The sequence below is a fragment of the Geomicrobium sp. JCM 19037 genome (genome assembly GCF_000698105.1).
Classification (GTDB): domain Bacteria; phylum Bacillota; class Bacilli; order Bacillales; family Marinococcaceae; genus Geomicrobium_A.
Genome location: NZ_BAWZ01000003.1, coordinates 29558 through 42006, shown reverse-complemented (window position 1 = coordinate 42006; position 12449 = coordinate 29558). Strand labels below are relative to the sequence as shown.

The following is a 12449-nucleotide window of genomic DNA, read 5'->3' as shown; positions in this document are numbered from 1 at the left end:
GTGTTCACTTTTGTGCACACAAGTCGCTTTTTTTGTTCATGAAGCACTTCGGGGGTTTTAGACAAATGAAGCAACTAGAAGACAGAATTAAAACTGACGGAACAACTTTAGGGACAGGCGTTCTGAAAGTTGACGCTTTCTTAAACCATCAAGTTGATCCAGAGTTAATGGACGGGATGGCTAAAGAATGGAAACATCGCCTAGGTGACGCACCCGTTACGAAAATTGTCACATTAGAATCTTCGGGGATTGCCCCTGCACTTATGCTCGCGAAACATTACGGAGTAGATATGGTGTTTGCGAGAAAGCAAAAATCGATTACGATGGATGACTCTGTGTACACAGCAGAGGTCTACTCATTTACGAAACAAGTTTCAAGAACGATTACGATCTCTAAATCATTTCTACATGCGGATGACCACATCGTTATTGTCGACGATTTCTTAGCGAATGGTGAAGCGGCATTAGGTTTATGCCAAGTTGTTGAACAAGCTGGAGCTACAGTTACTGCGATCGCCATTGTCATCGAAAAATCGTTCCAACCTGGGCGCGATAAACTAACCGAACAGCACTACCGTGTTGAATCGTTAGCAAGAATTGCTTCTTTAGACAAAGACAACATCCAATTCATCCCACAATAAGGAGCTTTTGTTTTGACACACCAAACTGTGCAGTACCCACTTTTCAAAAGACAAGACATCGATGCTTTTTTTGCCCTCTTCCAAAACAATCTTGCGAACTTCGTCATTATCTCAGCAACGATGCTTGCCATCGGCTTTCCTGCCGATATTGTGTTTGGGAAAGTCATCCCTGGTGCTGCAATAGCGGTTATTGCTGGCAATCTATATTATGCCCAGCAAGCAAAACGGTTGGCGGTTAAAGAAAATCGCACGGACGTAACAGCGATGGCTTATGGAATTAGTACGCCAGTTATGTTTGTTTTTCTTTTCGGTGTACTCGCCCCTGCGTATACACTTACCGGTGGAAATGCGGAGTTGGCTTTTCGGATTGGACTTGCTGCCTGTTTGCTTAGCGGCTTAATCGAAGTAATCATTTCTCTAAGTGGAAATTGGTTAACGAAACACTTGCCAAAACCAGCGATGCTCGGCGCTCTCGCCGGCGTTGCGCTCACCTTTATTGCTGGTGAGATGCTGTTTGAAATCTTTGCGGTTCCAATGGTCGGACTTGTTGCCCTCTTTATTATTCTTATGGGCGTCCTTGGAAAAGTAATGCTTCCATTTCGTATCCCGTCCTCCTTATTTGCGATTATCGTCGGAACGTTACTCGCTTTTTCAATCGGTGAAATTACGGTTGCTGAAGTTCAGGACGCACTCGCTCATGTCGGATTTTATCCATTTATCCCTACATTGGACGTATTCTTTGGTTTTCAAGCATTGTTTACAACATTCGTCGGTTTACTTGCAATTATTTTACCGATTACACTTTACAACGCTATTGAAACGATGAACAACACAGCGGCTATGGCTGCTGAGGGGGATCGCTATGATGTGCGAGAATGCCAAGCCGTTGATGGTGGCGGAACGATACTAGGCACATTTTTTGGTGGCGTTTTTCCGACGACCGTTTATGTTGCTTCCATTGGCTCTAAATGGATGGGAGCGGGACGTGGCTACAGCTTATTAAACGGCATTGTGTTTGCGATAGCGGCTGTATTCGGCTTAATTGGGGCTCTTTCTTCTGTTATTCCAACCGCAGCCGTTGCCCCCATTCTCGTTTTTGCAGGGGTCTCGATGCTCGCCACTGCTTTTCATTCGAACGCAAAGAAATATTATCCTGCCGTTGTGATTGCCATCTTACCTTACGTGGCCAATTACATTATGACTCGCTTTCAAAATGATGCTCCAGAAGTGATGGAAAGCATTTCGCTTGGATTGCTACCGCTTGGCCAAGGGGCGATGTTTACAGGTATTGTGCTCGGTGCACTCACTGTATTTATTATTGATCATAAGTTTGCCCATGCAACCATTTATAGCGGTATCGGCGCGCTGTTATCATTCTTTGGATTTACCCATGCGCCAGAGCTTTCCGTAAACGCTGCCCCTAGTTTTACAATGGCCTATTTTCTACTCGTACTCTTCTTTGGGTATTATGCGATACAGGCGAAACGAAAGAGAATTGTACAAATCTAAAACATTTATGAATAAATGGGATGTGAACAACCATAGAGATGATGTGAGGATATCGTCTCTATGGTTTTTTATGCTCACATAAGGAGAATGGTCTATGCGTAGAAACGAATGGAAAAACTTTGGGGAAGCGATGTTGTATATGCTTCCTGCACTCGTCATTCTCGGAATATTCTTATTTTACCCGATGATAATGACAGTCATCTACAGTTTGTCGGAGACGAGCCCAAGAGGTGAAGTACTTTCATTTGTCGGTCTTGAAAACTATTGGCAATGGATGCAATCCTCTCAGTTCATCCAAAGTATGAAGAGCACATTTATCTTCACGCTTCTCACCGTGCCAACAACCGTTGTGCTTGCTCTCTATTTAGCGGTACTTGGCAACGAAAAGCTTAAAGGCATCGCTTTCTTTCGGGTGTTATTCTCCTCAACGATGGGCGTGTCCGTTGCCGCTGGCGCAGCCATTTGGCTGTTTCTGTTTCATCCGAGTCTCGGTGTTTTCAATGAGTTTTTACGATTTTTCGGAGCTGAAGGCATTCCTTGGCTCACATCTTCGACGTATGCCATCTATTCTGTGGCGATTACGACTGTTTGGATGAACGTCGGCATTTGTTTCATTATCTTACTTGGTGGTTTGCAAAACATTTCTGATGAACTATACGACAGCAGCAAAATTGATGGGGCTGGATATTTTCAGCGATTGTTCAAAATTACGATTCCGATGCTTTCACCGACATTATTTTTCGTGTCGACCATTACACTCATTAACTCTTTTCAATCATTTGGGCAAATTCATATCCTTACAGGTGGGGGACCGAACCAATCGACGAACGTCATTGTGTACTCCATTTACAGAGAAGCTTTTGAGTTCGCACGCTTTGGAACAGCTAGCTCACAAGCAGTCATCTTATTTTTCATCATACTACTCGTCACCTTTTTACAATTTAAGTTCGGTGAGAGGCGGGTGCACTATCAATGAAACGAAAAATTTTTCTCTATGTTTTACTCGTTATCTCAGCGTTTTTACTCACCTTCCCGTTATTATTTGCCTTGCTTGCGAGCTTTTTAAACTCGGGAGAGTTACATCGTGGCGTCTACATTCCAGAAAGTTTTAATTTCAATAGTTATGTGCAAGCATTTGCTTCCATCCCGCTGTTTCGGTTTTTAATTAACAGTTTGATCGTAAGTGTTAGCGTAACAATCGGGCAACTCGTTCTTTGCAGTCTAGCGGCTTTCGCGATTGTGTTCATCCCGTTTAAAGGTCGGAATTTCTTCTTCTTTTTATTTATTTCAACGCTACTTGTTCCTTGGGAATCAACAGTTGTCCCCAATTACGTAACGATTTTGAATGCAGGCTGGCTAAATACGTACCAACATTAACGCTACCGTTTCTAGCTACAGCATTTGGCATCTTTTTACTCAGACAACATTTTATGACCATCCCAAAAGAATTGTATGAATCTGCAGAGATCGATGGGTGTAGTCGCTTTCGCTTTTACCGTTCATTTGCCTTACCGTTGTCCAAACCCGTCCTTGTTGCTCTTGGGGTTTACGGGTTTTTAACGACGTGGAACATGTATTTGTGGCCACTGCTTGTCACGAGTGATACGACCGTAAGAACGATTCAAATTGGCATTAACATGATGATCTCTCAAGAAGCTTCTACGAACTGGAGCATGGTCATGGCCGCGGTCGTCATTATTTTGATACCGACGTTGCTTTTATTGTTTATTGGCATCAAACACATTCAACGAGGTTTGACGTCAGGAGCATTGAAAGGATAATCATTTTTTTAAGGGGGATTTAGATGAGAGATAAAAAGCGTTTAATGACAGCTCTATCCATTCCTGCATTGATTGCTGCAGGATGTAGTGGTCAAACATCAGACATTGCTTACACAGAAGATGATCGAATTATCGTCGATTTTTGGTACGCACTTGGAGGCTCTGCAGGAGAAGCGGTGGAAGCAATGGCCGATGATTTTAATGAATCCCAAGATGACATCTATGTACAGGCCAATTATCAAGCAGTTATGAAGAAGCCTCACCCAAATACGACAGTTAGCGGGAACGCCCGATGCACCTGCGCTCATGCAAGTTTTTGAAGTCGGCACGCGCTATATGATTGATTCTGGGTTTGCAGAGCCGATGCAAACGTTTATTGATGATGATGGGTTTGATGTATCAACACTTGAAGAGAATATTCTTAGCTACTATCAGTACGAAGATGAACTGTACTCGATGCCTTTTAACACGTCCAACGCCTTAATGTTTTACAACAAAGATCTTTTTGAAGAAGCAGGATTAGACCCTGAAGACCCACCCCAAACATTTAGTGAAGTACAACAATACGCTGAACAACTAACGGATGGAGATACGTACGGGTTTTCCCTCCTCATTTACGGATGGTTTATTGAGCAATTGCTCGCCAACCAAGGTGCCGAACTTGTGAACGAAGAAAACGGTCGTGCTGGTGATCCTAGCGAAACGTTTATTAATGGCGAAGAAGGCTCGCCATTTACACGTGGATTGAAGAAATGATTGCGGATGGCACTCTCGGAAACTTCGGCAGAACGTGGGATGACATTCGCGCTGCTTTCATTGCAGAAGATGTTGCGATGTACCTTGATTCAACAGCAGCTACGTATGACAATATTACGTCACCAGACTTTGAAGTGGGCACAGCGGCAATCCCGTACCCGGATGGTCAAGACCCAGAGGTGTTATCGTTGGTGGAGCTTCCGTATGGATGATGGCGGACATTCCTGAAGAAGTCCAAGAAGCCGCTTGGGAATTCGTTAAGTACACTGTCCAACCTGACGTGCAAGCAGAATGGTCAGCGGCAACTGGATATTTCCCTGTCCACACCGCCGCTTATAATGAACCGGTTTTAGAAGAACTCTATGAAGAATTCCCGCAATTTTTAACATCGGTGGAACAGTTGCAAAATACGACCCCTTCTCCTGCCACACAAGGGGCACTCATGGATGCATTTCCAGAAGTGCGAGAACAAATCATGATATCGCTTGAGCGGATGCATGAAGGGATGAGCGCAGAAGATGCTTTAAATGAATTGGAGTCAGAAATCAACACGATTATAAATTAACAGCAACGACACTTTCTAAAAATGGTTTACTATATAGAATGGACTTAAGATTTTCCTGATTTGCGCTGTTAGTTGTTGGGGCGGTGCTGAGTGCTATTTTGCGCTCAAGTTTACAATTTCTGCGCTCAAGTTTGCCTAGTTTAGCAATATTGGCGTTCATTCCGATAAACTTGCGCGCAGTTTGGTCCAACTGGAGCGCAGATTCAATGCCCATAAGCGAGCACCCTGTCCGAACCCAAATCGGACTCGGTTCGACGCGATCCGCGCCGACGTCTTGTGGGTACTTCGGGGCGGGGATGTGCACGTAAACTTGTGATCTGTTACCGAGTTCGCTCATTCTGTTACCTAGTTTATAGGAATATACCGCTTTTCCTGCGATGTTTCCCAACTTGAGAACAGTTTGGTCTCAACTCGCGCACAGTTTCCACTTTACCAAGCTTACCGCTGGTTCTTGAAGAAATTCTTTAGTTAAACTTATATAGATCTGAATAACAGCAAACGAACGGAGCGGTCACGCCACGATTAAGAAAGTCATATCTACTTTCATCCTTTGAAAAAGCGTCTGGAAAAGCTAGGGAGTCCAACATCAATACGTCTTAAAAAGACTGACGAACATAGCCACCTAAACGAGCATTGTTGCAAGATACTCAGCCTAAAAAACGCTCTGGAGTGTACTCCAGAGCGTTTTGCTATTTAACCGTCGATCCGTTTCCAAACGTCCCACTCATCCGAATCTGTTGGTTTCTCTCCACGGGTCCACCATTTCGCCTCATACAAATTCCCTTCGTATGAAACGACATCTCCAGCATAATACGTGATCGTCTCCCCCAAACCTGTACACCTTCTTCTTCATCTTGGCAGTCTTTTACTAGTTGCCAAACGTCCCAAGTTCCTGATTGGGTCGGATTTTCACCCGTCGTCCACCATTTCGCTTCATACGTGTTCCCTTCATGTGAAACTCGGTCGCCAGCCGTATATACAACCTGATCTGACCATTCTTCATACACACACTCAGGCCCCGGCCCCGACTCGGTGACCCACTCATATCCAGTTGGACTCCTCATGCCCGGCGTTCCAAAATACGTATCCAGTTCACCGGTAATCGTCACATGCTCACCTACGTGCTCTGGATGTGAAACGAGGTTCAACCCATGTCTAACCGGTGTATTGTTGACGAGTTGCACAGGTAGCATTTTCTCTCGATCCGTTTCACTCGGATCGTCCGCTAAAAGTAGATTCGACGGTGCGTGCACTCCTTCACCAAGGATCACTTCTTGATTGTTAATGCTCCCGACAATGTATCCTCTCACATTTCGAATTCCTTGATTGTTCTCCAGTGCCTCTTGTACACTAACCGCTCCTGACGGATCTGGTTCAACGTCTAAACCTTCAATCGAGATGCGGGAGCCTTCTTCATAGTTAATCGATCCATCGTAGTCGGTTACAAAGTCAACGACCGCTTGCCATACTGGTCCGAAACTATCAAGCTCGTCACCAAGATTATAAAAGCTATTCGCATGCATGAAGTCATTATAAGCAACCGTATACTGCTCATCGTCTATAAACGGCTCACCATTGACGCGTTCAATGTGAATATCATCAAACCCATTGCCTGATTCCGCAGGAATCAACGTATAGTTGAGACCAGCAATTTGCAAGTCGACGCCTTGGTGATAATTCGACTGCTCAAGAATCATTTCTTCAATTCGTTCCCCCGTCGCTTCAACGAGTACGATCTCGTTTCCAAACGCATCTAGCGATTCAATCTGCTCATCCGTAATTTCACCCGGAGGAATTTGCCCAGTCACAGATGAACCATTCAGCATGGCAATTTCAGCATCGGTACGTTCGATAAGGCTATCTGTGTACAAATTACCGATCCCTGTGTCTTGCAGACGCTTGTTTGCTGAATACAGACCCGTTTCTGTAGCACCGATGATCGTTCCTGGCAACGGCCCTTCTGGATCAATGGTGATACTAATTCTACCTTCTTGCTCATAATCGAGCGTTTCTCCGGCATCGGTAAGACTACGTGCCCATTGGGTCATCGCATCCGTCATGAGTCCAATCGTTTCTGAAATTACTTCACCTTCGAATTCATATCCAGACCCGCCAGTACCGATATAATCCGCAACGGCAACCGTATACGTCGCCTGTTCATCGACCGGCTCACCATCGATCGTCATTTGCGTGTCTAAATAGTTGCCTGTCATTCCGGTGACAATTTCGTATTCCATCCCTGATACTTGTAGATCAATCTGGTTTCTTTGATCTCTAGAATACGAATACTCCAACACATTTTCAATCGCCTCGCCTGTCATTTCAATGAGCATAATCTCATTGGCAAACGGTTCAATCGTATAGATCTCATTTAACGTTACATCACCGCTCGGAATGCTATCTCGTATTCCCCCGTTGTTTGTAAACGCAATGTCAGCGTCTCCGAGCGAACGCATCGCATCTGTCCAAAAGTTGCCGAGAGGAGCATCCCCATTAAACCTGCCATCACGCGAAAGCCCGTTCTCTGAATAGCCAATGACTTCACCTAGTATTTCGTCCATTTCATCATTGTACTGATCAATTATCGGCTGCACATTCTCATCCACTTCTTCTAATGTGTCTACGGAAATGAGCTCAGCTTCGACATTTGTAACCTCGCCATCATTAAGCGTAAGGACCGCATCCCCGACGTGACTCAAATTCGCACCTGCTTGGAGGATTGGCGTGCCATTCACAACACGAGGCTCTTGAAGTGTTGTATGGGAGTGACCGCCAATAATCAAGTCAAAATAATCAACATCTTCAGCAAGCGCGACGTCTGCATTCACTCCGATATGTGTGAGGGCAACGATGACGTCGGCTTCGCGTTCGAGTTCTTCTTGGTACTCATTTGCAACTGCAGCATAATCAGATTCAAATGCCATCCCCTCAACATTACCTGGTGCTGTTGCAGGAGGCGCTTGCGTGATTCCTAATACACCAACCGTCGTTCCGTTAACATCAAACAATTCATACGGTTCAGGGTTTTCAACACCCGTATCTAACGTATCAACATTCGCCCCAAGCCACGGGAAATCCGACGAGTCCATATTGTTGATCAGGTGGTCCTGTCCGTAGTCAAATTCATGATTACCGATCGTAAGCACGTCAAGTTCTGCTGCGTTAAACACATCCACCATTGGAATCCCAAAGTTCAAGTCAACGACAGGATTCCCGCTCGCATAGTCACCAGCATCCATATACAATACGTGATCATCGGTTTGTCTTACATCTTGGATATAAGCAGACGCTTTTGCATAATGATCAAAAGAAGCATGAATGTCATTCGTATGAAGAATCCGAATCTGCTCTGGTGAATCTGCATCAATCGTAGGCGCGAGAATTGCTGATGCGACCAACACCCCTGCAGAAACTCCTAGCCCTTTTCTAAACCTATACTTCATGAGATACTCCCTTTCTTTTTCATAGATTGTAAGTATCCCAACAATAACAAAAAATGATGGATCCTCCGTAAATTCTGTGTAAAATTTTGCGATATTGTGACAATCAAGAGGATCGTCCTTGTAGAAACGTTGTTCCTTTTTCCTATGAGTAAACTTCATTACAACAATGGTCACTTTTGTTCAACTATTGTTGCAACGCCTTCATACATCATGACTGTACCGATGAGCGTAATATGAACAAATATATGAATGTGTTCATCGTCAATCGCTTCCTCATATACATTCACTTTTGCACTCATTCGCTTTGGCAATTTTACATACCGACCGAACAATCGTATGAAACTTTGTTCAGAGGTGATGAGTAGCGCTCCATTTGAGGTGACCGTAAACGCTAATGGTTGCATAAACCTTCCTGACCGACCAAGTCGATCAAGAATTTGCTCACTCGACGTATCCCAATACATTCGTGCAAAAAACGTTCGCACATTTTTTTGAAAATAAAAGGTACGTTCCCAATCGACAACTTGCGGCGACAGGTGATACGTGTTCGTAATCGTGAATGGTACGTTCCTTCCTCTTTCAGGAAATAAAAAATCATCCCTTGCAAATATACGGGCAACCGGCCGATAGACGACCGACCCTCGAATGTGATTCATTGTACCCGTTGCTGTAAGCGTACCTAATTGTTTTCCATATTTCTTCTTAAGCAATGGATGCAATTGCTCAAATCGTGCACCGATGGCTTGTTCATATATTGATTTCACGTTCATTTATGGCCTCCGTTTGTTTCGTCTCGCTCGAGCAACACCGTTAAGATTCACCCAACCAATGAATGTCAGAGCGATTACACCAACGTTTAACGTAACCATATTAAATGGTTCGTTTAACACTCCCGTATTAGCGCTAACTGCAGCCCCTCCGAGGACGACCATAAGTATGGCTGTCACAGTGAACATCACCTTTTTGTTGACCGGCAGCAAACAACACCGCCCATAAGATTTGTGCGCTGCCAATAATCGCAACGACTTCGCGTTCAAAGCCGTGTATGAACGAAACCGCTGAGACGAGGTCCAATTCACCGGTTTCAGGAAATAGTAGTTTTGGAACGAGACCTTGGTAGAAAAAAATGATAAAAAGCGCAATACAAATGATTGAATGAATCTTCAGTTTTTGCAATGTTTGTTCCGGTGGAATACTCTTCTCTAACCAAATCTTCATTGCGTCGAAACTCCAAGCAGTCGCCCAACCGATAATCGGACGAAACATGATGCGGTCAATCATTTTCCCGAAAAAGCCAAAACGAACGGAATAATCATATTGGGTAAGAAAGCGAATCCCCTCCCCAGTATCTTCATACTGCCAATACCCGCGCCCTTTTTTTATTAAAGAGATCGGCATTTCACTCGAAAATTGCAAACCCGATGTTCTCTTGCCATCATCTCCAGTAACATCTCCTGTCGCCATGCCTCTGCCTTTCACCTTTAATCCAAATGCAAGTTTCGTTTCGTAAGTAAATGAAGCTTGATCATTATGTGGCTGTTTCTCGTCATAATCTATGTGTGTAAACCTCAAATCCCACCTCTCATGCAGATTCGGCTCTTGAGTAGTGTGCCACAATGTATCCATATCGGTATCAATGTTCGTCTCAACATAAACAGGTTTCCTTTTCACAATTTCCACCTCCCTCCTTCCAACATACCACTATTTGTAAAGTTACGCCTTTTACATCTCGAATTTTCTATATCAGTTGAACAGTACTATAAATGACTCAGCCTTCATGCTCGCTTCCTCATTGTGCTGAGCGATAAGTACCGACGTTGCCGTAATGTTTGCTCACAAACACTTCTATATAGATTGAACTTAACATTTTCCTAATTGCAGAGTTTGTTGCTTTCCACTGCAGGCGGATGCTTGTACTCCGGAGTATAAGTGCGACATCATCTCACCCGGCGCTGCCGCTTGTGTTCGCTGTGTCTACTTGACCGCGGAGGACCGGCAGAGCTCCTCGGTCTAACGACCTGCGGGGTCTCGTCTCGGCCCTTCTTCCGCAGGAATCACCGCCTTTCGTTCCAATCAACGGTCCTGAATAGACGACGTCGCTGAACTGGGGTTGCTCAATATTGGTATTCAACTCGATCCGTACACTTTGGAGTCTAATAGCAGTAGATACCCATCTTTTCTACGTCTATTGTAACCGATGACGATTGATCTCAAAGTCGATGAACTTTAGGCTTTAACGGTTGGTCTACCATTCGTTCGTGAAGAAATTCTTTAGTTCAACTTATATAGCTGAATCACATCTGGGAATGATCAGGAGATTAGTGATCGATATAGAATGAACGTAACATATTTCTAATTCGGTAGCTTGTTGTTGCTTTCAACTATAGTCGGATGCTTGTAGTCCAGAGCACAAGTGCAACATCAGCTCTCACTGCGCTGGTAGTGACCCCCAAAAGACGTCCCCCGTGTTTTCTTTGAACTCCAGAATACAAGGACGACATCGGTTCACGTTTCTGCCTCCTGGCTACGGTGTGTGGAAAGAAGTCCAAATTGCCCCATATATTCATTTAAGTGACATTTGAGAAAGAAAAATCATGTTTTTAAACGTGAATGCGCACATAAACGGTGTCAACTGTCACAAATCGTGCGATTTGTGACAGTTGCGTGCCGAAAGTGCCCGGTTTGAAGGCTGGATTGTCACATACGTGACCGGCCGTCACATGCTTGTGCTAGGTGGTGACCCTCGGTCCCAACTTTTTACCCTTAGGCAAACGTTTTCGTTTTGCCCGCAACCCTTGCAGTGACGAAAAACGATCGACAACGAAGTTGTCGATGTGCAATGAGAAGAATTTCAACACGCAATATGCAAGCACTCACCCGCAAAGGCCCAACTCGGTCATCCGATTCAATGAAGTTCTTTCGCTCAACTTATATAGATCGCTTTTCATTGATTTCGGCACGCAGGTGGCGATGGCCGTCTCATATTTAGGATGTTAGCGATCTATATCGCATAAAAACGATGATTTTTTCCAGATACTGGTGGATCGATAAACGTTCGTTTCTAAACCGAACTTAAACCGTGTTTTAATCATGTAAACCTCAAGAGCTACCAACCTTCGGCACCTCTGGTGCCGAAGATAAACCGAACGAATAAAATTCAGCCGATAGATCGACGCTCAGTCCCTAACTCATCTACACACAACATAAGAAAAAGGCAAGAAGAACGGGTGCGCTCTCCTTGCCTTTTCGTTACGCTACATCATAACCTAGATCTTCAACGGTATCTTTTAGATCTGCTTCTTGAACTTGACTTGCATCAAAAGAAATCGTCACGAGCCCTTTCTCTAAGTCAACGTTTACAGAATCGACACCTTCTTTTGAGCCAACACCGTTTTCGATTGACGAAACGCAATGTCCACAAGACATGCCAGTAACTTTTAGTTCGATCGTGTTCATATTAATCCTCCTTACTCATTTGTTGGATGAATGGTTGAATTTTATTTTCGTTTTGCTCATAACCGGTAAAAACAATCGGCTTTTTTAATTGGTTTAGTATTCCCTTTTCCTTAAACACAACCCCCGGAACAATTCTTGTTCCGGTTTACTTCTTCAGCACTTGCTCTTGTTCTGGTTGTTGTTCGAGATCTTTTTCAATAAAACTGATGTTCACTCGTGCAAGATCTTCTTTTAACTTCGCACAATCTGAACACATTGGCCGTGTATAAATTGTTAATTGATACATGTTTACGCCTCC

Annotated in this window: 13 protein-coding genes and 2 pseudogenes; 8 read left to right on the top strand and 7 right to left on the bottom strand. The window is 44.2% G+C overall.

Annotated elements, in window-relative coordinates; translation table 11 throughout:
• Nucleotides 1–65: 65 nt before the first annotated feature.
• The 8 genes and pseudogenes from JCM19037_RS02415 to JCM19037_RS26535 all read left to right on the top strand — a co-directional run bounded on the left by JCM19037_RS02415 (nt 66) and on the right by JCM19037_RS26535 (nt 5252).
• Entirely contained in the window at nt 66–641 is a 576-nt protein-coding gene (locus JCM19037_RS02415) for a xanthine phosphoribosyltransferase (RefSeq protein ID WP_042397494.1), read from the top strand.
• Between the two features lie 12 nt (nt 642–653).
• On the top strand, nt 654–2150 hold the full coding sequence (locus tag JCM19037_RS02410) for a uracil permease (RefSeq protein ID WP_042397493.1): 1497 nt from the start codon (nt 654–656) through the stop codon (nt 2148–2150).
• A 94-nt stretch (nt 2151–2244) separates the two neighbouring features.
• Nucleotides 2245–3126: a carbohydrate ABC transporter permease gene (locus JCM19037_RS02405; RefSeq protein WP_042397491.1), complete on the top strand. Its 882-nt coding sequence runs from the start codon at nt 2245–2247 to the stop codon at nt 3124–3126.
• Nucleotides 3123–3931 (top strand): annotated as a pseudogene (locus tag JCM19037_RS02400) (carbohydrate ABC transporter permease). Before JCM19037_RS02405 ends, JCM19037_RS02400 begins: the two are co-directional and overlap by 4 nt.
• 23 nt (nt 3932–3954) lie before the next feature.
• Complete coding sequence (locus JCM19037_RS26550) at nt 3955–4251, top strand: hypothetical protein (RefSeq protein ID WP_238544506.1); 297 nt, start codon at nt 3955–3957, stop codon at nt 4249–4251.
• Nucleotides 4238–4687: an extracellular solute-binding protein gene (locus tag JCM19037_RS26545; RefSeq protein ID WP_238544505.1), complete on the top strand. Its 450-nt coding sequence runs from the start codon at nt 4238–4240 to the stop codon at nt 4685–4687. Before JCM19037_RS26550 ends, JCM19037_RS26545 begins: the two co-directional genes overlap by 14 nt.
• Nucleotides 4684–4899, top strand: a complete 216-nt coding sequence (locus JCM19037_RS26540; protein ID WP_238544504.1) for a hypothetical protein — start codon at nt 4684–4686, stop codon at nt 4897–4899. The genes JCM19037_RS26545 and JCM19037_RS26540 overlap by 4 nt, the downstream gene beginning before the upstream one ends.
• Nucleotides 4896–5252, top strand: a complete 357-nt coding sequence (locus JCM19037_RS26535; RefSeq protein WP_238544503.1) for an extracellular solute-binding protein — start codon at nt 4896–4898, stop codon at nt 5250–5252. The genes JCM19037_RS26540 and JCM19037_RS26535 overlap by 4 nt, the downstream gene beginning before the upstream one ends.
• Here the strand turns inward: JCM19037_RS26535 and JCM19037_RS24825 are convergent.
• The 7 genes and pseudogenes from JCM19037_RS24825 to JCM19037_RS23905 all read right to left on the bottom strand — a co-directional run bounded on the left by JCM19037_RS24825 (nt 5242) and on the right by JCM19037_RS23905 (nt 12437).
• The gene (locus JCM19037_RS24825; RefSeq protein WP_152548905.1) at nt 5242–5589 is read right to left on the bottom strand and encodes a hypothetical protein; all 348 of its coding nucleotides are present in this window, start codon (nt 5587–5589) and stop codon (nt 5242–5244) included. The genes JCM19037_RS26535 and JCM19037_RS24825 overlap by 11 nt on opposite strands.
• 356 nt (nt 5590–5945) lie before the next feature.
• Nucleotides 5946–6029 carry a carbohydrate-binding protein gene (locus tag JCM19037_RS26530; RefSeq protein WP_238544509.1) on the bottom strand — a complete coding sequence of 28 codons (84 nt, stop codon included), beginning with the start codon at nt 6027–6029 and terminating at the stop codon, nt 5946–5948.
• Between the two features lie 155 nt (nt 6030–6184).
• Nucleotides 6185–8695 (bottom strand): annotated as a pseudogene (locus JCM19037_RS02385) (5'-nucleotidase C-terminal domain-containing protein); the annotation flags it as partial.
• 170 nt (nt 8696–8865) lie between these two features.
• Nucleotides 8866–9465 (bottom strand): DUF4166 domain-containing protein, encoded by a 600-nt coding sequence (locus JCM19037_RS02380; RefSeq protein WP_052363467.1) that lies wholly within the window; start codon nt 9463–9465, stop codon nt 8866–8868.
• Nucleotides 9466–9598: 133 nt separating this feature from the next.
• Entirely contained in the window at nt 9599–10366 is a 768-nt protein-coding gene (locus JCM19037_RS02375) for a DoxX-like family protein (protein ID WP_152548904.1), read from the bottom strand.
• A 1578-nt stretch (nt 10367–11944) separates the two neighbouring features.
• Entirely contained in the window at nt 11945–12151 is a 207-nt protein-coding gene (locus JCM19037_RS02370; RefSeq protein ID WP_042397487.1) for a copper ion binding protein, read from the bottom strand.
• Nucleotides 12152–12296: 145 nt separating this feature from the next.
• Nucleotides 12297–12437, bottom strand: coding sequence for a glutaredoxin domain-containing protein (locus JCM19037_RS23905; RefSeq protein WP_081828990.1), 141 nt, complete (start codon nt 12435–12437; stop codon nt 12297–12299).
• Nucleotides 12438–12449 lie beyond the last annotated feature (12 nt).

What these genes read in the sequence shown, in the direction of transcription:
- JCM19037_RS24825 (WP_152548905.1), bottom strand. Translation starts at nt 5,589, where the DNA reads ATGAGCGAACTCGGTAACAGATCACAAGTTTACGTGCACATCCCCGCC.
- JCM19037_RS02380 (WP_052363467.1), bottom strand. Translation starts at nt 9,465, where the DNA reads ATGAACGTGAAATCAATATATGAACAAGCCATCGGTGCACGATTTGAG.
- JCM19037_RS26535 (WP_238544503.1), top strand. Translation starts at nt 4,896, where the DNA reads ATGATGGCGGACATTCCTGAAGAAGTCCAAGAAGCCGCTTGGGAATTC.
- JCM19037_RS23905 (WP_081828990.1), bottom strand. Translation starts at nt 12,437, where the DNA reads ATGTATCAATTAACAATTTATACACGGCCAATGTGTTCAGATTGTGCG.
- JCM19037_RS26550 (WP_238544506.1), top strand. Translation starts at nt 3,955, where the DNA reads ATGAGAGATAAAAAGCGTTTAATGACAGCTCTATCCATTCCTGCATTG.
- JCM19037_RS02405 (WP_042397491.1), top strand. Translation starts at nt 2,245, where the DNA reads ATGCGTAGAAACGAATGGAAAAACTTTGGGGAAGCGATGTTGTATATG.
- JCM19037_RS02415 (WP_042397494.1), top strand. Translation starts at nt 66, where the DNA reads ATGAAGCAACTAGAAGACAGAATTAAAACTGACGGAACAACTTTAGGG.
- JCM19037_RS26540 (WP_238544504.1), top strand. Translation starts at nt 4,684, where the DNA reads ATGATTGCGGATGGCACTCTCGGAAACTTCGGCAGAACGTGGGATGAC.
- JCM19037_RS26545 (WP_238544505.1), top strand. Translation starts at nt 4,238, where the DNA reads ATGCAAGTTTTTGAAGTCGGCACGCGCTATATGATTGATTCTGGGTTT.
- JCM19037_RS02370 (WP_042397487.1), bottom strand. Translation starts at nt 12,151, where the DNA reads ATGAACACGATCGAACTAAAAGTTACTGGCATGTCTTGTGGACATTGC.